This window comes from Methylobacterium sp. FW102-HT35C08 (assembly GCF_058790235.1).
In genome coordinates this window covers 2,633,649-2,652,396 of record NZ_JBYTCL010000002.1, presented here as the reverse complement: position 1 = coordinate 2,652,396, position 18,748 = coordinate 2,633,649, and the positions used below count along the sequence as shown (strand labels likewise).

General features: G+C 69.0%; 21 protein-coding genes, 1 tRNA gene and 1 riboswitch. Of the genes, 10 read left to right on the top strand and 12 right to left on the bottom strand.

The features are described 5' to 3' along the window. Positions 1-226 precede the first annotated feature (226 nt). The gene (locus tag AC3WSN_RS12655; RefSeq protein ID WP_492543100.1) at positions 227-1,354 is read right to left on the bottom strand and encodes a glycosyltransferase; all 1,128 of its coding nucleotides are present in this window, start codon (positions 1,352-1,354) and stop codon (positions 227-229) included. Positions 1,355-1,833: 479 nt separating this feature from the next. Then, positions 1,834-2,340, bottom strand: coding sequence for a TIGR02281 family clan AA aspartic protease (locus AC3WSN_RS12650; RefSeq protein ID WP_492538369.1), 507 nt, complete (start codon positions 2,338-2,340; stop codon positions 1,834-1,836). A gap of 184 nt (positions 2,341-2,524) precedes the next feature. Further along, a riboswitch (TPP riboswitch) is annotated at positions 2,525-2,653 on the top strand. 64 nt (positions 2,654-2,717) lie between these two features. Between AC3WSN_RS12650 and thiO the strand changes: the two genes are divergently transcribed. The 4 genes from thiO to AC3WSN_RS12630 are packed head-to-tail and all read left to right on the top strand — an operon-like array spanning position 2,718 to position 5,609. Next, a complete protein-coding gene (thiO, locus tag AC3WSN_RS12645) occupies positions 2,718-3,941 on the top strand; it encodes a glycine oxidase ThiO (RefSeq protein ID WP_492538367.1) in 1,224 nt (407 codons plus the stop codon). Then, positions 3,938-4,150 (top strand): sulfur carrier protein ThiS, encoded by a 213-nt coding sequence (gene thiS, locus AC3WSN_RS12640; protein WP_492538365.1) that lies wholly within the window; start codon positions 3,938-3,940, stop codon positions 4,148-4,150. Before thiO ends, thiS begins: the two co-directional genes overlap by 4 nt. Before the next feature lie 2 nt (positions 4,151-4,152). Then, complete coding sequence (locus tag AC3WSN_RS12635) at positions 4,153-4,956, top strand: thiazole synthase (RefSeq protein WP_492538363.1); 804 nt, start codon at positions 4,153-4,155, stop codon at positions 4,954-4,956. After that, complete coding sequence (locus AC3WSN_RS12630) at positions 4,953-5,609, top strand: thiamine phosphate synthase (protein ID WP_492538361.1); 657 nt, start codon at positions 4,953-4,955, stop codon at positions 5,607-5,609. Before AC3WSN_RS12635 ends, AC3WSN_RS12630 begins: the two co-directional genes overlap by 4 nt. A 79-nt stretch (positions 5,610-5,688) precedes the next feature. Here AC3WSN_RS12630 and AC3WSN_RS12625 read toward each other — a convergent pair whose 3' ends face one another. The 6 genes from AC3WSN_RS12625 to map form a co-directional block, all read right to left on the bottom strand. After that, positions 5,689-6,441: a proteasome-type protease gene (locus tag AC3WSN_RS12625; protein ID WP_492538359.1), complete on the bottom strand. Its 753-nt coding sequence runs from the start codon at positions 6,439-6,441 to the stop codon at positions 5,689-5,691. 43 nt (positions 6,442-6,484) lie between these two features. Continuing rightward, complete coding sequence (locus AC3WSN_RS12620) at positions 6,485-7,312, bottom strand: transglutaminase family protein (RefSeq protein WP_492538357.1); 828 nt, start codon at positions 7,310-7,312, stop codon at positions 6,485-6,487. A gap of 21 nt (positions 7,313-7,333) precedes the next feature. Continuing rightward, positions 7,334-8,281 carry an alpha-E domain-containing protein gene (locus AC3WSN_RS12615; protein WP_492538355.1) on the bottom strand — a complete coding sequence of 316 codons (948 nt, stop codon included), beginning with the start codon at positions 8,279-8,281 and terminating at the stop codon, positions 7,334-7,336. Between the two features lie 65 nt (positions 8,282-8,346). After that, positions 8,347-9,786: a circularly permuted type 2 ATP-grasp protein gene (locus tag AC3WSN_RS12610; protein ID WP_192709012.1), complete on the bottom strand. Its 1,440-nt coding sequence runs from the start codon at positions 9,784-9,786 to the stop codon at positions 8,347-8,349. Between the two features lie 96 nt (positions 9,787-9,882). Next, complete coding sequence (radC, locus tag AC3WSN_RS12605) at positions 9,883-10,629, bottom strand: RadC family protein (protein ID WP_373323685.1); 747 nt, start codon at positions 10,627-10,629, stop codon at positions 9,883-9,885. 6 nt (positions 10,630-10,635) lie between these two features. Continuing rightward, positions 10,636-11,463 carry a type I methionyl aminopeptidase gene (gene map / locus AC3WSN_RS12600; protein ID WP_192709010.1) on the bottom strand — a complete coding sequence of 276 codons (828 nt, stop codon included), beginning with the start codon at positions 11,461-11,463 and terminating at the stop codon, positions 10,636-10,638. 198 nt (positions 11,464-11,661) lie between these two features. Here map and AC3WSN_RS12595 point away from each other — a divergent pair, with 198 nt between their 5' ends. The 5 genes from AC3WSN_RS12595 to AC3WSN_RS12575 all read left to right on the top strand — a co-directional run bounded on the left by AC3WSN_RS12595 (position 11,662) and on the right by AC3WSN_RS12575 (position 13,841). Further along, positions 11,662-11,919: a zinc-finger domain-containing protein gene (locus AC3WSN_RS12595; protein ID WP_492538352.1), complete on the top strand. Its 258-nt coding sequence runs from the start codon at positions 11,662-11,664 to the stop codon at positions 11,917-11,919. A 13-nt stretch (positions 11,920-11,932) separates the two neighbouring features. Continuing rightward, a complete protein-coding gene (locus tag AC3WSN_RS12590) occupies positions 11,933-13,126 on the top strand; it encodes an FAD-dependent monooxygenase (RefSeq protein ID WP_492538350.1) in 1,194 nt (397 codons plus the stop codon). Between the two features lie 34 nt (positions 13,127-13,160). After that, positions 13,161-13,247 (top strand) — tRNA-Leu (locus tag AC3WSN_RS12585). A 78-nt stretch (positions 13,248-13,325) separates the two neighbouring features. After that, positions 13,326-13,490 (top strand): hypothetical protein, encoded by a 165-nt coding sequence (locus tag AC3WSN_RS12580; RefSeq protein ID WP_192709008.1) that lies wholly within the window; start codon positions 13,326-13,328, stop codon positions 13,488-13,490. A gap of 102 nt (positions 13,491-13,592) precedes the next feature. Further along, positions 13,593-13,841: a flagellar protein gene (locus tag AC3WSN_RS12575; RefSeq protein WP_492538348.1), complete on the top strand. Its 249-nt coding sequence runs from the start codon at positions 13,593-13,595 to the stop codon at positions 13,839-13,841. Here AC3WSN_RS12575 and AC3WSN_RS12570 read toward each other — a convergent pair. From AC3WSN_RS12570 to AC3WSN_RS12555, 4 genes are all read right to left on the bottom strand, one after another. Continuing rightward, positions 13,831-14,529, bottom strand: coding sequence for a YoaK family protein (locus AC3WSN_RS12570; RefSeq protein ID WP_492538346.1), 699 nt, complete (start codon positions 14,527-14,529; stop codon positions 13,831-13,833). The two genes, AC3WSN_RS12575 and AC3WSN_RS12570, sit on opposite strands and share 11 nt — an antisense overlap. Before the next feature lie 72 nt (positions 14,530-14,601). Then, entirely contained in the window at positions 14,602-14,973 is a 372-nt protein-coding gene (locus tag AC3WSN_RS12565) for a hypothetical protein (protein ID WP_492538344.1), read from the bottom strand. A 107-nt stretch (positions 14,974-15,080) separates the two neighbouring features. Then, positions 15,081-15,314, bottom strand: a complete 234-nt coding sequence (locus tag AC3WSN_RS12560; protein WP_492538342.1) for a hypothetical protein — start codon at positions 15,312-15,314, stop codon at positions 15,081-15,083. 149 nt (positions 15,315-15,463) lie between these two features. Further along, positions 15,464-16,099, bottom strand: coding sequence for a carboxymuconolactone decarboxylase family protein (locus AC3WSN_RS12555; protein WP_492538340.1), 636 nt, complete (start codon positions 16,097-16,099; stop codon positions 15,464-15,466). Between the two features lie 161 nt (positions 16,100-16,260). Between AC3WSN_RS12555 and hrpB the strand changes: the two genes are divergently transcribed. Beyond that, a complete protein-coding gene (gene hrpB, locus AC3WSN_RS12550) occupies positions 16,261-18,714 on the top strand; it encodes an ATP-dependent helicase HrpB (RefSeq protein ID WP_492538337.1) in 2,454 nt (817 codons plus the stop codon). Positions 18,715-18,748 lie beyond the last annotated feature (34 nt).

Here is an 18,748-nt window from a genome sequence, read left to right as displayed (position 1 = left end):
AATTGTTTGTCCAAAGCTGTTCATATCGATTTGAAGCCGATCGCTCTAGATTGGCGCGCACAGACACTGTGAAAAGCCGCCTGCGTCACCAAAATTGCGTGACGTGGAACGGTGTGAGGCTGGGGTTGGCGCGTGAAATACGCAGGCTGGATCGACCCAGACTGGTGCGGAACCTTCGGTGCTGCACTTGGATTCGATTGATCCGCGTTGACGCCGCTTGGCGTGCTCATCCTTGCCAAACAGGCGTGAGTTCCGACCTGTAAGCAGAGTGCTGGAGCCCCCAGACCGGGTCGATCATGGTGGCGAGTGACTGTCGGGCCAAGGTGCAAACGCGCGAGCGAACCTCCTCGGGAACTTCCGATTGCTCAAGTATGCTCAGGCACACGGACAGACAAACTCGAAATTGCCCTGTGTGATAAGCGTGAAACGCCAATTCATCTCGCAAACCGTATGCATACACCCACGGATTCAGGGATAGCCCTTCGCTGGGCATTGGCAGCACCACGCCGGCCTCGGCATAGCGGTACCCGGCAGCGAAGTTGCCCGTGATCCTGCAATACCGGCTGGCGGCGTGGCGCGCCTCGGCGCGCGCGGGACAGACGGAGATTGCACGATCATAGACCGCCGAAATCTCCTCCCCGGGCCTACCCAGCGTTTCCATGATAAGGGCGGCGTTAAGCAGACTGAGGTATACCTCTTCCATCCAATATCCGAGATCAGCTCGCTTTAGATAACACTGGAGAGACTTAGCGAGATCGCCAACGTCACGGTAGGATCTCGCCAGATAGAAGGTGTACCGTGAGATCATGAAGGGGTCGGTCTCGACGGCAAGCGCCTTCTCCATGGTCGTCAAATCGCGATATTCTGACATTTCATCTTGGTGACGCGCACCGTCGTCACCGCGGCGCATCGATAACGGCAGCATCGGCGTGCCTGGATTTCCCGAACATTCCAAAAATTCGTGGACCACACCGCGATAATTCCAGTTAAAATCGTTGTTTATCATCTGTATTCTAAAATATTTTGTTGCCCCGTCTAAGATTGTAAACATATGCCCCGCTTCCGAGAGCTTCGGCAAAACGAAGCCTTCCGGAACGATAAGCTCATCGTCGGCATCGATGATCAGTGTGTAGTCGGCGTGCGGACGCGCGAGTTTCAGCGCCTCGGTCCGATTGAAGGCGAAGTCGACCCACGGGCGCTCCACGAGTCGACCCGGACAATCGGCCATCGCCGCTCGGATGACGTCCTGCGTCCCGTCCGTCGATCCGGTATCCACGATAAACCAATAATCGATGAACGGCCGAACAGAATCGAGACACCGTCGTATGACACGTGCTTCATTCTTGACGATCATCGACAAACAGATGGTCTGACACAAAGTGTTCATGGCAACGAATTTCAAGCTTATAAGAATGACCGTTCGAACAGTGACCACATGCGTAGCATCAAATTAGGTAGCCACAAAGTGACCTCGCAAGGATCAGAAACAGCTTATCAGTTTGCAAATAACCTAAGATTGGAACAATCTACTAGATACAATCGATTTGATCATCAATCGTTACAACAATCATGAATTTTTAAACTTGCTATACTGAGATATGGCGATCTAAATGATGCGCGTTTGCGAGCGCGACGGCAAACAAGCTTCCTTTCCGGGCCAAATGGCGCAGCGCGGCATACGCAGGCGCCACTGCGATCTGGCCTCCGTGTGGCCGGTCCGGGTTGCAGGCGTTCGCTTCGATAATGGCCCACGCGGCGGGGCGCCGGATTCCCTCGGCCGACGGTCTGCCAGAGGCATCCGGGCGCGGCGTCGGTACGGGCCTCGGTGACGCCTCAGCCCCGCAGGGTCATCGTGCCGCCGCTGACGGTGAAGTCGCGCAGGCGCTTCAGGAACGACATGCCGAGCAGGCTCGTGCTGAGACGCCCCCGCGGGATCACCACCGCGTCCACGTCCCGCACGATGATCGAACCGACCTGCAGGACGGCGATCCGGATCGGCGCCACCCGAACCGTCCCGTTCGCGGTGTTCCAGACACGGCTGAAATCGCCCGCACGGACCCGGATCCCAATCCGCTCGGCATCCTCCTCCGAGAAGGCGCAGGAGCTCGCGCCGGTATCGACCATCATCGCTAGGGCGCGACCGTCCATCAGGGCATTCACGAAGAAGTGGCCGTTGCGCCCGGCCTGAAGCGCAACGCCGGCCACCGCGCCGTCGGGAACCGGCGTCGTTGCCGCGGTGGAGGCCGGCGCAGCCGGATCCGAGCGGATCCGCTCGCGCAACCTCTGGAAAGCCGTCACCGACAGGAAGCCAATCGTGCAGACGACCACGAATGTGCGCACGCTTCCCGCCCCGGCCCTACAGAGTGATGAATTCTCGCCCGGATCCGTGAAGGGCCGGTGCCCGGCAGCCGGATTTCGTCCGGCTTGGTATCCGGGCGGTGACTGCGTCCGAGGAATGTCCGTCCGCCGGGTGATGCCGATTGGCGGCGGGGTTGACCGATGCGGCGCGGGCGACCAAATCTATCCCCGTTCCAGGGAGATCCCCGGCAAGGGGCTGAGAAACCGCTGGCACGTCCGTCAGGACCTGCGGCGCGGAAATCCTTCGAACCTGATCCGGCTCATACCGGCGTAGGGATTGGACCGCGGCCGCCCGAAAGGCAGGCCACAGCTTCTCACCGAAGCACACGGCCCGGTTCCCGCGACGGCAATCCGCGGAGATGCCCGTGCCCCTCGAACGCCCTGCCTCACCGATCGGCCGCCGCCGCAGTCCCGACGGCGGTGTCGCGCCCACGGCCCTGCCGGCGCGGACCGACGTCGCCGTCATCGGCGGCGGGCTGATCGGCCTGTCGATCGCGTGGCGGCTCGCCCGGGCGGGCCGCGCCGTGACCGTGCTGGAGCAGGACACGATTGGCGCGGGCGCGAGCCTCGCGGCTACCGGCATGCTGGCCCCCGCCGCGGAGCACGAGCCCGGATCCGACCCGCTGCTGCCGCTCGCCTTGGCATCCCTTCGGCTCTGGCCGGAGTTCCGCGATGCGCTGGAAGCCGAGTCCGGCCGCGCGATCGATTACCGCCCCGATGGCACCCTGGTCCTGGCGGTCGGCCGCGACGAGGTCGAGCGCCTGCGCTTCCGCTTCGATCTGCAGCGCCGGTCGGGGCTCGACGCGACTTGGCTGCCGGGCAGCGAGGTGCGGCGGCTAGAGCCCGGCCTACGCCCCTCGGTCACCGCCGGGATCCACTGTCCGTTGGATCACCAAGTCGATCCCCGTTTGGTCATGGACGCCCTCACCGAGGCCTGCCGTCGGGCCGGCGTAATTTTGGCGGAGCGGACCCCCGTCAGCGCCCTCGACTGGTCGGCCGGCCGTGTCGCTGGCGTCCGGGCCGGGGATCGCGGTGTCGCGGCCGAGACCGTGGTGCTGGCCTCCGGTGCCTGGAGCGGTGAGGGCAGCTTGCTGCCGGAGGGGCTCGCCCTGCCGGTCCGGCCGCTCAAGGGCCAGTCCCTGGCCCTGCGCACCACCCCGCGCACCGGCACGCTTGGCCGGATGATCTGGACCGAGCAGGTCCACATGGCGCCGAAGAGCGACGGTCAGCTCATCGTCGGCGCTACCGTGGAGGATTGCGGTTTCCGGCCGGGCGTCACCGCGGGCGGCCTCTACGCCCTACTGGAGGGCGCACGACGGGTGCTGCCGGGGATCGAGGAGATGGAGGTCGACGCCGTCTGGAGCGGCTACCGCCCCACCTCGGACGACGACGCGCCGATCCTCGACGTGATCGCCCCCGGGCTCGTCGCCGCGACGGGCCATCACCGCAACGGCTACCTGCTTGCCCCGATCACCGCCGACGCCATTGCCGGTCTGGTGACGGACGGCGTGCTGCCGGAGGTCGCCCGGCCGTTCACCCTTGCGCGGTTCGGCCGCCCCGAGCCCCGGAGGGTTTCGGCATGAGGCTCTTCGTCAACGGCGAGCCGCGCGAATGCCCTGCCGAAACCGTGGACGCCCTGTTCCGTCTGGAGGCGGAGGAGAGCGGGATCGAGAGCCCGCAGGGCGTCGCCATCGCGCTGAACGGCCGGGTGCTGCGCCGCCGGGACTGGGGCGAGACCCCGGTCGCGGACGGCGACCGTGTCGAGATCGTCCGCGCCATGCAGGGAGGTTGAGCATGGACCAGATACTTACGCCGCTGCGCCCGGAAAGCGGGGACGACGGCCTGACCATCGCCGGGGTGAGGCTGTCGTCCCGGCTGTTCATCGGCACCGCCGGCTACCCGACCCAGGCGATCATGCGCGACGCCGTCGAGGCGAGCGGCGCCGACGTGGTCACCGCCTCGATCCGCCGGGTCTCGCTCCAGGGACACGGCTCGGACACGGTCAAAATCCTGAAGGGCAAGCGTTTCCTGCCGAACACCGCGGGCTGCGAGACGGCCCGCGACGCGATCATGACCGCCGAGCTCGCCCGCGAGGCGCTCGACACCAACTGGATCAAGGTCGAGGTGATCGGCGACCGGGAGACGCTCTACCCGGACGTCACCGAGTTGATCGAGGCCTGCCGCCACCTCGTGGACGATGGCTTCGTGGTCCTGCCCTACTGCAACGACGACCCGATCATCTGCCAGCGCCTGGAGGATCTCGGTTGCGCCGCCGTGATGCCGATGGGCTCGCTGATCGGCTCCGGGATGGGCGTCGCCAACCCAGCCAATCTCGAGCTGATCTGCCGCCGGGCGAAGGTGCCGGTAGTGGTCGATGCCGGGATCGGCACCGCGTCCGATGCGGTGATCGCCATGGAACTCGGCGCCTCCGCCTGCCTGATCAACACCGCAATCGCCAAGGCCGACGATCCGGTGCGGATGGCCCGCGCGATGGGCCGGGCGGTGGAGGCTGGGCGCGACGCGAATCTGGCCGGGCGGATCCCCCGCCGCGGCCGGGCCGAGCCGTCGAGCCCGCAGCTCGGCCTCGTCGGCTCGTGAAGGCGCTGCCGTCGCCGCTGCTGGCGGTGACGGACCGGCACGGGCATCCGCGGCCGCTCGTCGAGACCGTGCAGGCAGTGCTCGACGGGGGCGGGCGGTGGATCTGGTTCCGCGAGAGAGATCTGGAGCCGGAGGCGCGGTTTCGCCTGGGTGAAGTGGTGGCCGAATGCGTGCGGGCGGCCGGCGGAGTTTTGACGATCGGGGGAGATGTCGCCCTAGCCCGGGCGCTCGGCGCTGACGGCGTGCATCTCGGCGGCGGATCGGGACTGGCGGCGATCGCGGCGGCGCGGTCCGCATTGGGCGAGGCTGCGTTGATCGGCGTTTCGGCACACACACCGCGCGAGGCTGTGACCGCCGCGCAGGCCGGCGCCGACTACGTGACCCTCAGCCCAATCTACGCGACCGCGAGCAAGCCTGGCTACGGACCGGCGCTGGGCCTGACGGGACTCGCGGACAGCCTCGGCGCCGACCTGCCCGTGGTGGCACTCGGCGGTCTCGGTCCCGAGGCGGTCTGGTCCTGCCGCGCGGCCGGGGCGGCGGGTTTTGCCATCATGGGCGGCCTGATGCGGGCCGCGGATCCGGCCGATGTGACACGGTCGCTCTTGAAGGCATGGAGCGCAGGGGAGGCTTCAGCGGCTCGGACGAGCACCTGAAAGTCTCCGCCGTCACGTCAAAAACAGCCACGGTCTTTGCAAGCACAGCGAAGCAAAGACGGCCGATGATGTGGCTGCTCTAGGCTTTGGAAGGCCCATATGGCGGGCGCGGAATGGCCCGGTGCGCGGCCCGGAGCGCCGCCGACCAGCGCTCGCGCAGGTCGTGGAAATAGCCCTCGCCGGCCTCGATCCGGTGGTTCACCTCCAGCGTCAGCGCGCTCCGGCGAGCCAGGGCGATGTCGATCGGCAGGCCGACGCCGAGGTTCGACCGCATGGTCGAATCCATCGAGACGAGGCTGACCTTCAGGGCGTCGTACAGCTCGGTCGTGTACTTCATCGCCCGGTCGAGGATCGGCTTGCCGTATTTGTGCTCGCCGATCTGGAGGAACGGCGCGTCGGTGCTGCACTCGATGAAATTGCCGGCCGAGTAGATCAGGTACAGCCGCATCTCGCCGTTCCCGATCTGACCGCCGAACAGCAGCGAGATCGAGAACCGGATATTGGCGGCCTCGAACCCATCCTTCTCGATCGATCGTACCCGCCGGATCGCCCGGCCGATCAGCTGCGCCGCCTGGAACATGGTCGGCGCCTCGACGAGCTTCTGCGGCGGCTCGCCGTCCTCCTCGCCGGGCACGCCCTCCTGGAGCAGGCTGAGCACCGACTGGGTGATCGAGAGGTTGCCCGCCGAAGCGAGCATCATCACCCGCTCGCCCGGCACGTTGAAATGGTGGAGCTTGCGGTAGGTCGAGATGTCGTCGAGCCCCGCATTGGTGCGGGTATCGGCGACCATAACCAGTCCTTCCTCGACCAGGACACCGACGCAGTAGGTCATCGTCTTCGGGCCTCGTGCGGTCGGCGGACCGGTGTCTGAACGATCAGGATTGAGCGGAGGCCCTGCCTTGCTCGACCCGAAGCTTCACGTCCAGTGTCTCGGTGCCACCCCCGGTGCGGCTGCCGCGGATCGGCGCCGCGCCGAGGTAGTCGAGACCCGTGGCGACGCGGATGTAATTGTCCGCCGGACTGACGTCGTAGCAGGGGTCGAAGGCGACCCAGCCGAGGTCCGGGACCAGGGCCTCGACCCATCCGTGGGGCGCCTCGACATCCGCCTGGCCGTCGTCCCGGGCCCGGTAGCCGGCGACGTAGCGGGCCGGGATGCCCACGTGGCGCGCGGCGGCAATGAAGACGTGGGCAAGGTCCTGGCAGACGCCGCTGCCGGCCGCGAACGCTTTGGCGGCCGGAACCGCGTTGCTCGCGGGACCGGGCTCGTAGGCGACGGCGTTCTGGACCGCACTCATCAGCCGGTGAAGCAGGGCCAGGACAGCGCCGTCGCCCTCCGTGGCGACGCGCTCGGCGAAAGCGTGCAGCTCCGGACTCGCGGCGCACAGGTCCGTGTCGCGCAGGTAGAACTGATCCGGAAGGCGCTCGACCGTACCGCGGACGATGCCGTTCGTGTCGTCAGTATCGACCTCGCCGGTGACGCGGATGGTGAGGGCGTCGGCCGCCTCGTCCGGCGTGAACCAGTGGACGACGTTGCCGAAGCCGTCCTCGCGGGCGGTCAGGCGACCGTCGACGGTGGTGTCGATCCGCCACGTGCGGACGTACTGCCCGTCATGGTCGCGCGGCGTCAGGCGCAGGACCTGCACCAGCCCGCGGGCCGGCTGCTCGTAGGTGTAGATGGTCTCGTGAACCACGCGGATGCGCATGCGCTGTCCCGTCCGTCTCGTTCAGCCGACCAGATACTGCTTGGCGATCGCTTCGCCTACGCTGTTGTTCTCGGCGATGAACGCCTCCACGAACTCGTGCAGCCCCCCGGCGAACACCCGGTTGATATCCTCGCCGTCGAGCTTCGCGAGCATGTTACCGGCGAGCCGCTGGCTCGGGCCCCGGCGGCCATACGAATCGGCGATCAGGTCGAGATACTCCACGATGACGCCGTAGCAGTTCGCGAAGGAGCGCGGCATCTGCTTGTTGAGCATCAGGAGGTCGGCGACCAGCAGCGGCTTGATGCTCTCCCGGTAGACCCAGTGATAGGCGTTGAAGGCCGAGACCTCGCGCAGGATCGTGGTCCATTGGAAGTAGTCGAGGCTGCCGCCCACCGTCTCGTCGTGCGGCAACAGGATCTGGTACTTCACGTCGAGGATGCGGGCGGTGTTGTCGGCCCGCTCGATCGCCGTGCCGAGCCGGGTGAACCAGAAGGCGTCGTTGCGCAGCATCGTCCGGAAGGCCGAGCCGTCGAAGGTCAGCGAGACGGTCTTCACCCAGTCGAGGAAGCGGCCGAACTCGTCGCGGTTCAGGTCCTTGCCGGCGTAATTGCGCAGCTCCAGCCACGCGCCGTTGATCGCGTCCCACATCTCGGTGGTGAGCGCCGTGCGCACCGAGCGGGCATTCTCGCGGGCCGCCTCGATGCAGGAGCGGATCGACGATGGGTTGTGCGGGCTAAACGCCAAGAAGTCGCACACCGTGTCGGCGTTCACCGCACTGTAATGGGTCTTGATCGCGTCCGGATCGCCGGCCGAGGCAAGGGCCGAATCCCACTCGTTGCTGCCGCCGCCGCCGTAGCTCGTCGGCAGCGACGCGAAGCGGTGGGCCGCGTCGAGGATGCGGGCGACGAAGTCGGCCCGCTCGACGTAGCGCGAGAGCCAGAAGAGGTTGTCGGCAGTCCTGGAAAGCATCGGTCTTCAGCCAAGTCGTGCGGACCACGATGTCCGCGCCTCGGAACGTCCGGACGTTATGGCCCTCAGGCGTCGAGCACCCAGGTGTCCTTCGTGCCACCGCCCTGGCTGGAATTGACCACCAGGGAGCCTTCCTTCAGCGCCACCCGGGTCAGTCCGCCCGGCACGATGCGGATCTGATCGGCGCCGCACAGCACGAAGGGCCGCAGGTCGACGTGGCGCGGGGCAACCCCGGAGGCCACGAAGGTCGGGCAGGTGGAGAGCGACAGGGTCGGCTGCGCGATGAACCCGTCCGGAGCATGTTTGAGCTTCTTGGCGAAGTCGTCGAGCTCGCGCTTGCTCGCGTGCGGCCCGACCAGCATGCCGTAGCCGCCCGAGCCGTTGACCTCCTTCACGACGAGTTCGGACAGGTTGTCCATCACGTACGCGAACGCGTCCTTCTCGCGGCAGCGATAGGTCGGCACGTTGTGCAGGATCGGCTCCTCGCCGGTGAAGAACTTCACGATCTCCGGCATGTAGCTGTAGACCGCCTTGTCGTCCGAGATACCGGTCCCGACCGCGTTTGCGAGGGTCACGGAGCCGCGCTCGTAGGCGTTCATCAGGCCCGGCACGCCGAGGACCGAATCCGGGCGGAAGACCAGCGGGTCGAGGAAGTCGTCGTCGAGGCGGCGGTAGATCACGTCGACCTTCCGCGGCCCCTCGGTGGTGCGCATGTAGACGACGTCGTCCTTGGTGAAGAGGTCGGACGCCTCGACCAGCTCGACGCCGAGCTTGTCGGCCAGGAACGAGTGCTCGTAGAACGCGGAATTGTAGCGCCCGGGGGTCAGCAGCACGACGGTCGGGTCGCGGGTCGCCGAGCCCGGCGCGAGGCTGCGCAGGGTGGCGAGCAGGGCGTCCGGGTAGTTCTCCACCGGCGCGACCCGGTGCTTGGAGAACAGGTCCGGGAACAGGCGCAGCATCACCTCCCGGTTTTCCAGCATGTAGGAGACGCCGGACGGGATGCGGGCGTTGTCCTCCAGCACGAAGAAATCGTTCTCGCCGGTCCGGACGATATCGATGCCGGCGATGTGCACGTAGAGGTCATGCGGCACGCGGAAGCCGCGCATCTCCATGCGGTAATGGGCATTGCGGTAGACGAGGTCGGCCGGGATGATGCCGGCCTTGATGCATTCCTGGGCGCCGTAGATGTCCTTCAGGAACAGGTTGATGGCGGTGACCCGCTGCTTCAGTCCCCGCTCCAGGAAGCCCCATTCCGGCTTGGTGATCACCCGGGGGATGATGTCGAACGGGATCAGGCGCTCGGTCGATTCGTTGTCGCCGTAGACCGCGAAGGTGATGCCGATCCGGCGGAACAGCAGCTCGGCCTGGCTGCGGCGGGTGTTGAAATGCTCCGGCGGCGTCGAGTCCAGCCACGCCTTGAGCTGACCGTAAGCGTCGCGAACGGCGGCCGGATCAGCGGCACCGGTGCCGAATCCGTTCATCTCGTCGAAGGCCGTCACCGCCATCTCGCTCCTCCCCTACGCTCCCGCTCTTGAGGCAAGAGGCGCGCCACGCGTTCATGGCTATAGCCGCAGGCGATAACGCTCAAGGCGGCCGGAGGATCAGATCAGCTTCAGACCTTTCAGGCTGGCATGACCGTTCCTGCCGAGGATGACGTGGTCGTGGACGACGATCTTCAGCGGCGCCAGCACGCTCACGATCTCGCGGGTCATCGCCACGTCGGCGCTGGACGGCGTCGGATCGCCGGAGGGATGATTGTGGGCGAGGATGATGGCGGTCGCCGAAAGCTCCAGAGCCCGGCGGGCGACCTCGCGCGGATAGACGGGCGTGTGGTCGACGGTGCCGCGGCCCTGCACCTCGTCGGCGATCAGATGGTTGCGCTTGTCGAGGAACAGCACGCGAAATTCCTCGCGGGGCGCGAACGCCATGGTGGCGCGCAGGTACTCGTGGAGGGCGCTCCACGAATCGAGCAGCGCGCGCTCGCGAACAGCACCGCGGGCGAGGCGCCGGGCGGCGGCCTCGATCACTTTCAGGTCGGAGGCGACCCCGGCACTCACACCCTCCACTTCCATGAGCCGTGCCGGCTCGGCGCTCACCACCTCGGCGAAGCTGCCGAACCGGGCGACCAGGGCCTTGGCGAGAGGCTTCACGTCGCGCCGGGGGATCGCCCGGAACAGGACCAGCTCGAGCAGTTCGTAATCAGGCAAGGCGTCGCCGCCGCCAGCCGCGAATTTCTCCCGCAGGCGGTCGCGGTGGCCGTGATAGTGGGGCGGCTCCTTCTCGACAGGGGACGGAACGGCGCTGTCGGCGAACAGCCCCGCGTCACCGTCGTCCGCCCCGGGGATCACGGCCGGTCAGGCGGCGGGATTGACGGGCTGGTGCAGCCCCTTCGGCGAGATCGTGAAGATCTCGACGCCGGTTTCGGTGACGCCCACGGTGTGCTCGAACTGGGCCGAGAGCGAGCGGTCGCGGGTCACGGCGGTCCAGCCGTCGCCCAGCACCTTCACGGCGGGCCGCCCAAGATTGATCATCGGCTCGACCGTGAAGAACTGGCCGGGCTTGAACGGAACGTCGTAGCTCGCCTCGACGTAGTGCAGGATCGTGGGCGCATCGTGATAGGTCCGCCCGAGCCCGTGCCCGCAGAAGTCGCGCACGACCGAGCAGCGCTCGCTCTCCGCATAGGTCTGGATCGCCCGGCCGATATCGTTGGTCGAGCCACCGGGCTTCACCGCCGCGACGCCGCGCATCAGCGCCTCGTAGGTGATCTCGCACAAGCGCTGCGCCTTGCGCGGGACCTCGCCGACATAGGCCATGCGGCTCGAATCGCCGTGCCAGCCATCGAGGATCAGGCAGATGTCGAGGTTGACGATGTCGCCCTCGCGGAGCGGCTTGTCGTTCGGGATGCCGTGGCAGACCACGTGGTTGATCGAGGTGCAGATCGACTTCGGATAGCCGCGATAGAGCAGCGACGCCGGATAGGCGCCGTGATCCATGGCGAATTCGTAGGCGAGCTTGTCGAGCGCCTCGGTGGTGACGCCGGGCTGAGTCGCCTCCATCAGCAGATCGAGGGCCTCGGCCGTGAGGCGGCCGGCCCGGCGCATCCCCTCAAAGCCCTCGGGACCGTGGATCGGCGGCTCCGGGGCGCGGCGCGTGCCCTGCGCGGTGGCCTGTTCCTGCTGCATCGTCGGGACTTTTCGCGGGTCATCAATCGGGCGTGCGACCTATGTACGGTCTGGGACGCGGCAGGCCAAGCGGGGCCCGGGCAGAGGCGGGCGAGGCTTGCGCCGGTCGCGGGGCTGGCGGCATAAGCGGCCGCGAGGCACCCGGGCGTGCGCAGGCAGAGTCGCCGCGCAATCGGGTTCGGGTCAGGCGAGGGCCGGATGGCAGGCAAGGCGGTACCGCACTTCCACAACGAGCCGGGCGTCCCGGTGATCACGGTCGGCGTTAAGGAGTTCATGTGCATCGGCGCGCTGCCGCCGTTCGACCACCCGCATGTCTTCCTCGACATGGGCGCCGACTCCGAAATTATCTGCCAGTACTGCTCGACGCTCTACCGCTACCGCGCCGGCCTGAAGGCCGACGAGGCGGAGCCGCAGGCCTGCGTGTGGCGGGACGACACCAAGCTCGCGGCGGAGTAGGCGCGCACTCGCAGTGTCTTCGGACCTTCGACCTCTGCGCATCGGGATCGTCGGGGCCGGGATCGGCGGTCTCACGGCGGCGCTCGCCCTGTCGGATGCCGGCCACGCCGTCACGGTGATCGAGCGCCGCACGGGCTTCAGCGAGGTCGGAGCCGGCATCCAGATCTCGCCGAACGCCAGCAGGGTTCTGGCCGCCTTGGGCCTTTCGGCCGCCCTGCGCCGGGCGGCGAGCGAGCCGCCCGGGGTTGAGGTGCGGGCCCTCGACAGCGGCCGTCGCATCGGCGGCGTCGCCTTCGGCGCGGAGGCGCAAAGGCGATTCGGCGCGCCCTATTACGTGATCCACCGGGCCGACCTGCAGACGCTGCTGCTCGACGCGCTGCGCAGCCGTCCGGCGATCCGCCTGATGATGGGACGCACCGTCGCGGCGCTCGCCGAGACGCCGTCCGAGGCTGTCCTGACGGTGGAGGGGGCAAGCGGCTCCCAGGATCTCGCCTTCGATCTCGCCATCGGGGCGGATGGGCTGCGCTCGCGCCTGCGGCCCCATCTCGATGCGGCCCCGCTGCGCCCGGGTCGGGCCGCGGCGTGGCGGGCGCTGGTCCCCATGGAGGCGGCTCCGGAGATGTTGCGCGGCGCCGCGACCGGGCTGTGGCTCGGCCGCGGCCGGCATGTGGTGCATTATCCGGTGCGGGACCGCCAGTTCCTCAACGTCGTGGCCGTCGTCCCCGAGGCGGTGGGCGACGAGGGCTGGGGCCGTCTCGGGGAGCCGGCCGTGCTGCGCGGGCATCTCCGCGGCTGCGCGCCCCCCCTGCGCGACCTCCTGCGCCTGCCGGATTCCTGGCTGGTCTGGTCGCTCGCCGACCGGGCCGTGGCGCGCCCGCTCGCTCGCGGCCGGATCGCGCTGATCGGTGACGCGGCCCATCCGGTCCTGCCCTATCTCGCGCAGGGCGCGGCCCTTGCGATCGAGGATGCGGCCGTCCTGACGCGCGCCCTTGCGGATCACGCGGATGTGCCAGCGGCGCTCGCCGGGTTCTCCGACGCCCGGACCGCCCGGGTGCGGCGGGTCCAGAAGGCGGCGCGGAGTAATGGCCGGACCTACCATGCCGGCGCCTTGGTTTCGCTCGCGCGCAACACCGTAATGGCCCGCCTCGGCCCGGACGGCATGCGCGACCGTTACGCCTGGCTCTACGGCTGGACGCCCCCCGCTTGATCAGGCTCGCAGCGACCGCTACCGAAGGCGGCATGCGGACGTGGCGGAACCGGTAGACGCACGAGACTTAAAATCTTGCGGCCGCAAGGCCGTGCGGGTTCGAGTCCCGCCGTCCGCACCAGCGCGCTCACAAACCATCCGCCGCCCGATACACTCTGCCCCGCGCCGCCGTTGGTCCGAGGCGCCGGAGGGACTGGGCTTGGTGTACGTGCTGATCATCATGCTGGCTGGATCGGGCTCCGCCGTTGGATCCGTCGAGTTCAACAGCAAGCAGGCCTGTGAGGTCGCCGCGCAGATGATCGCCCATGCGGATCGACCCTACGGCGGAGCCTCCGCGATCACGGTATGCGCGCCAAAGGGTTGATGCACCGGCGGCGCGCGTCGCCTGGGATCGCTCGCATTTGAGCGATCGCCGAAACCGGGCCTTGTCGACTCCCTGTCAGGGTCGGCCCCGGGAGATTCCGGCATGATCGACGCCCTTCAGACCGCCGCGACCGGCATGACCCGGGCCACCGACCGACTCGGGAAAGCCGCCGAGACCATCGCGGCGAGCGGTGCCCCGGTCGGCGACACGGCCCTGCCGCCCGCCGCCCAGCTCGACCTGTCCCGGGCCGCCGCTGACCTGATCGGATCGAAGTCGGCCTTCGCGCTGAACGCCGCGGTGGCCCGGACCGCTGATCGCATGATGGGGCAGATCCTCGACATCAGCGCCTGAGGGCGGGGAGGGCGAGGCTGGCCAGGATCCCGGCCGCCGCGAACAGCAGCGCCACGCCGATGAGGCGATAGGCCACTACGCCCACCACCCCGCCGACCAGGAACGCCGCGACGGTCAGCAGGTGCAGCCGCAGCCGCTCGGGATCGTGCGGCTTCAGCGGATCTGGGACGGATGCGCCGCGGTCGAGCCAGCGGGCGAGCTCGATGCCGATATCGGTGATCAGGCCGGTCACGTGGGTGGTGCGCACGCGCGACTCGGAGATCTTGGTCACGGCCGCGTTCTGCAGGCCCAGAACGAAGCTCAGGCCGAGAACCAGGGCGTGGCTCCGGACTGGCTCGTGGAGCGGCAGTACCAGCAGGCCGACGGCGACCAGCAGGATCGCCTCGGCGCAGACGCCGTAGGCGTAGGCGCTCGGCCCGGCCGTCCGGCGGCGGCGGCGGATCAGGAGCGTCGCGGTCGCGGCGCCGAGCACGAACAGGATGACGAGCAGGCAGGCCTGGGCCGCCAGGGCGAGATCGCCCGTGCCGGCACGGTCGGAGATCGCCGAGACGTTCCCGGTCATGTTCGAGGCGAAGAGGCCGACGGCGTAGAAACCCGCGGTGTTCAACGCGCCGGCCACCGCCGCGAGGGACAGGGCGAGCGCCCGGTCGGCCTCGGCGGTGCGCGTCTCGCCTTCATGAACCAGCATGGATCCGTCGGTCTGGTTGCGGGAGACCGAATTCAGCCCGGTCTCGCCGCAGCATTCAAGTCATCCGGTGCCTCACCAGCCGCGATAACCGTCGCCGCCGTCCCAATCCCGGTGCCAGTGGCGGGCCGGACCGTAGCCGACGGGCACCCGCTCATAGGTCACCGTCCGTCGCGTGGCGTAGACCGGAGCGTCCTCCTCGTAGACGCGATAGGCGGGGGCCGGCCGCACCACGACCGGGGCCGGGGCGTAGCCGTAATCCGCATAGCCATAGCCGTAGCCGGGGGCCGCGCGGGCCTGGGTGGCGGCGCCGATCAGCGCGCCGGCGGCGAGGCCGCCGATGATGCCGGCCGCGATGGCCCCGCCGCCGCGGGCTTCCGCGGCCGTGGAGGCCAGGGTGCCCGCGCCGATCAGCGCGGCGGCCGAGAGCAGAGCGATGCGTGTCATGACCTGTCTCCGAGGGAAGCGCGGGACGCCGGAGGCGTCCCGGATCACGGATCAGACCATCCCATAAACGCGCTGCACCGCGCCTGAAGTCGCTCTACAGCCACCGTTCAGCTTGCCGGCTCGCCGACCGCGCCGGGCAGGGCGCGGATATAGCCGCGGGAGATCAGACGGCTACGCTCCCGGGTCCGCCGCTCGGCCTCCATCAGGTCGGACAGGGCGTCGGCGATGGCGCAGCGCAGGGCGATCCCGGCATCGCCGCCGGCGAAATCGAGATACGCGGCGCTGATCGCCTCGACCGGACAGGCATGGTCCTCCCGCGCGGCAGCGGCTTGGGTCAGCATCGTGGCCTCCTTCGTTGCGGTCGCGAACGAAAAGAGAACAGGCCACAATGGTTAACGTTTGGTCAACGCCCCTGATGCTTCCTCGGTCGCCCGCCGAAAGCCTGTGGAAAACGGGGATCCAGCTTCTTCACGTCTGTGGATAAGGCCGGTCACTCCGGCATCCGCGGCAGGGGCTTGCCGTCGGCGGGAATCGCGTAGCGCGCCGCGTTCAGCTCCATCGCCAGGAAGGTGTAGTAGCCCGAGATCGCCGCCAGATCGACGACGCCGGCCTTGCCGAACCGGGCCTCGGCCCGGGCGAAGGTCGCGTCCGAGACGCGCTTGGTGTCCTGCAGCTCGGAGGTGAACTCGTACACGGTCGTCTCGTCCTCGCTCATTTGCGCCGGCCTCCGCCCGTCCCGGATCGCCGCGATGATCTCGGGTGCGATCCCGGCCTTCTGGGCGATCGGGGCGTGCACGTACCATTCGTAATCCTGCGTCCAGCGTCGGGCGGTCATCAGGATCACCAGCTCCGAGAGCGTGGTGCCGATCTTGGGCTTGTAGCGAAGGTAATCGCCCATCGATCGGGCCAGGGTCATCACCTCGGGGGAGTACATCAGCGGCTCGAACGGGCCGAAGGGCGGCTTGCCCCGCGCCTGCGCGAAGGCCTCGGCGGCCTGCTTCTGCTCCGGCGTGTAATCCTGCGGCTGGATCGTCGGCAGTCGGTCCTGGGCCTGCGCCGCCGCGAGCGTCGACAGGACGGCGACCGGTAGCGCGGCCAGCGCCAGCGCGCGGCAAAGACGTGTCATCGTTTCACTCCCGGGCTTTCTTGTTCTCGCGCGGCACGATCGCGTCTGCCCGCGCGATCGGCCAGGGCCTCAATGACCGGAGCAGTACCGAAACCCGCGCGCCGTCACCGGCCGGTCGGAAAGGTTGCGCTGAGCGGCGGGCCGCGCCATCAGCGGCAACGATGCCTGCTCCCTCAACCGTGCTGCCGATCGAGGCGGCGCTCCCGGATCTGCGCCAGGCCCTGGCCGCTCGGAATGGCGCCGTGCTGGTGGCCTCGCCGGGCGCCGGCAAGACCACGCGGGTGCCTCTCGATCTGCTGGACGCTCCCTGGCTCGCCGATCGCAAGGTCATCCTGCTGGAGCCGCGCCGGCTGGCGGCACGGGCCGCCGCCGCCCGCATGGCCCAGACTCTGGGCGAGCCGGTCGGCGGCAGGGTGGGCCTGCGCGTCCGGCTGGGCTCGAAGATCTCGGCGCGCACCCGGATCGAGGTCGTGACCGAGGGGGTGTTCACCCGCATGATCCTCGACGATCCGGAACTCTCCGGCATCGGCGCGGTCCTGTTCGACGAGTTCCACGAGCGCTCCCTCGACGCCGATCTCGGGCTCGCGCTGGCGCTCGACGCGCAGGGCGGATTGCGGGAGGATCTGCGCATCCTCGTCATGTCGGCGACGCTCGACGGCGCCCGGGTCGCGCGGTTGATGGGCGAGGCACCGGTGATCGCCTCCGAGGGCCGCGCCTTTCCGGTGGAAACCCGCTACGTCGAGCGCGACCCGAACCGGCGGATCGAGGATTCGGTCGCCGACGTCACGCTGCGGGCGCTGCGCGCCGATCCGGGATCCGTCCTGGTGTTCCTGCCCGGGCAGGCGGAGATCCGCAGGACCGCCGACCTCCTGGCCGATCGGGTCGATCCGGAGGTTCAGGTTGCCCCCTTGTACGGCGCGTTGACACCGGCCGAGCAGGATCGCGCGGTCGCGCCGGCACCGGCCGGAACCCGGAAGGTGGTTCTCGCCACCAGCATCGCCGAGACCTCGCTGACCATTGAGGGCGTCCGGATCGTGGTCGATTCCGGGCTGGCGCGGGTGCCGGTCTACGAGCCGGGCCTCGGCCTGACACGCCTGGTCACGGCCCGCGCATCCCGGGCCTCCGTGGACCAGCGCCGGGGTCGCGCCGGCCGCACCGAGCCGGGGCTGTGCTGGCGCCTCTGGTCCGAGGCCGGCACCAAAGCTCTCGAACCGTTCTCGCGGCCGGAGATCCTGTCGGCGGATCTCGCGGGCCTGCTGCTCGACTGCGCCGCCTGGGGCGTGGCCGATCCGCGAAGATTGGCGTTCCTCGATCCGCCGCCGGCGCCGGCCCTGGCGGAGGCCCGCGCCCTGCTGGTCGATTTGGGTGCGCTCGACGCGGACGGGCGCCTCACCGAGACCGGCAGCCGTCTGCGCGCGCTGCCATTGCCGCCCCGCCTCGCCCGCATGGTGACGGTCGCGGCCGACGCAGGCGAGGCGCGCGCGGCAGCGGATCTCGCCGCCGTGCTGGTCGAGCGCGGGCTCGGCGGCGACGGCATCGACCTCGACGCGCGAATCGAGCGCTTCCGGCAGGATCGCGGCGGCCGGGCCGCCGACATGCGCCGGCTCGCGCAGGGCTGGGCGCGGATCGCCGGCGACGGCCCGCAGGATCGGCCGGCATCGGCCGGCCCGCTCCTGGCGCTCGCCTATCCCGACCGTATCGCCCGGAATCGCGGCCGGGACGGCGAGTTCGTGATGGCGAGCGGCCGGGCTGGCCGCCTCGACCTGGCGAGCCCCCTCGCGCGGGAGACCTACCTGGTCGTCGCCGAGCTGGCCGGCGCGGCCGGACAGGCCCGGATCCTCGCCGCGGCGGCGATCGAACCGGAGGCGATCGAGCGGCTCTTCGCCAGCCGGATCGAATCCCGCACCGAGATCACCTTCGACCCACCGGCCGGCGCCCTCCGAGCCCGGGCTGTCCGGCGCCTGGGCGCGGTCAACCTGGGCGCGCGGCCCTTGCCGGTCCCGGCGGAGCCGGAGAGCGCCGAGATCCTGGCGAACGGCATCGCCGCCCTCGGTCTCGACAGGCTGCCCTGGACACCGGCGCTGTCGCAGTGGCGAGCCCGGGTGCAGTTCCTGCACGCCACAGAAGGCGACGGCTGGCCAGACCTGTCGGATGAGGCCCTGACCACGAGTGCGGGCACGTGGCTCGCACCGGCGCTCGTCGGCCGAACCTCCGTCGCGGCGATCACGGCCGAGGACCTCGCGGGAGCCCTGCAGAGCCTCGTATCCTGGCAGCTCCGGTCCCGCCTCGACGCGGAGGCGCCGACCCATGTCGAGGTGCCCACCGGCTCACGCATCCCGGTGGATTACGGGGCCGAGGAACCGGTGCTGGCCGTCCGGGTGCAGGAGCTGTTCGGCCTCGACCGTCATCCCGTCGCCGGCGGACGTCCGCTCGTGCTGCACCTGCTCTCGCCCGCGCACCGGCCGATCCAGATCACCCGCGATCTGCCGGGTTTCTGGCGGGGTTCCTGGGCGGCGGTGCGCGCGGAGATGCGCGGGCGCTACCCGCGCCATCCCTGGCCGGAAGATCCGCTCAGCGAGGCTCCGACACGCCGGGCTAAGCCGCGCGGGACGTGACCCCGGCCGCCCCTTCCACGTTCCCGATATTCGG

Excerpts from the sequence above, each read along its gene's own strand:
- thiS (WP_492538365.1), top strand. The coding sequence starts at position 3,938 with ATGAGGCTCTTCGTCAACGGCGAGCCGCGCGAATGCCCTGCCGAAACC.
- AC3WSN_RS12610 (WP_192709012.1), bottom strand. The coding sequence starts at position 9,786 with ATGGCGGTGACGGCCTTCGACGAGATGAACGGATTCGGCACCGGTGCC.
- hrpB (WP_492538337.1), top strand. The coding sequence starts at position 16,261 with ATGCCTGCTCCCTCAACCGTGCTGCCGATCGAGGCGGCGCTCCCGGAT.
- AC3WSN_RS12655 (WP_492543100.1), bottom strand. The coding sequence starts at position 1,354 with ATGATCGTCAAGAATGAAGCACGTGTCATACGACGGTGTCTCGATTCT.
- AC3WSN_RS12555 (WP_492538340.1), bottom strand. The coding sequence starts at position 16,099 with ATGACACGTCTTTGCCGCGCGCTGGCGCTGGCCGCGCTACCGGTCGCC.
- AC3WSN_RS12595 (WP_492538352.1), top strand. The coding sequence starts at position 11,662 with ATGGCAGGCAAGGCGGTACCGCACTTCCACAACGAGCCGGGCGTCCCG.
- AC3WSN_RS12615 (WP_492538355.1), bottom strand. The coding sequence starts at position 8,281 with ATGCTTTCCAGGACTGCCGACAACCTCTTCTGGCTCTCGCGCTACGTC.
- AC3WSN_RS12625 (WP_492538359.1), bottom strand. The coding sequence starts at position 6,441 with ATGACCTACTGCGTCGGTGTCCTGGTCGAGGAAGGACTGGTTATGGTC.
- AC3WSN_RS12560 (WP_492538342.1), bottom strand. The coding sequence starts at position 15,314 with ATGCTGACCCAAGCCGCTGCCGCGCGGGAGGACCATGCCTGTCCGGTC.
- AC3WSN_RS12635 (WP_492538363.1), top strand. The coding sequence starts at position 4,153 with ATGGACCAGATACTTACGCCGCTGCGCCCGGAAAGCGGGGACGACGGC.
- map (WP_192709010.1), bottom strand. The coding sequence starts at position 11,463 with ATGCAGCAGGAACAGGCCACCGCGCAGGGCACGCGCCGCGCCCCGGAG.
- thiO (WP_492538367.1), top strand. The coding sequence starts at position 2,718 with ATGCCCGTGCCCCTCGAACGCCCTGCCTCACCGATCGGCCGCCGCCGC.
- AC3WSN_RS12565 (WP_492538344.1), bottom strand. The coding sequence starts at position 14,973 with ATGACACGCATCGCTCTGCTCTCGGCCGCCGCGCTGATCGGCGCGGGC.
- AC3WSN_RS12575 (WP_492538348.1), top strand. The coding sequence starts at position 13,593 with ATGATCGACGCCCTTCAGACCGCCGCGACCGGCATGACCCGGGCCACC.
- AC3WSN_RS12570 (WP_492538346.1), bottom strand. The coding sequence starts at position 14,529 with ATGCTGGTTCATGAAGGCGAGACGCGCACCGCCGAGGCCGACCGGGCG.
- AC3WSN_RS12620 (WP_492538357.1), bottom strand. The coding sequence starts at position 7,312 with ATGCGCATCCGCGTGGTTCACGAGACCATCTACACCTACGAGCAGCCG.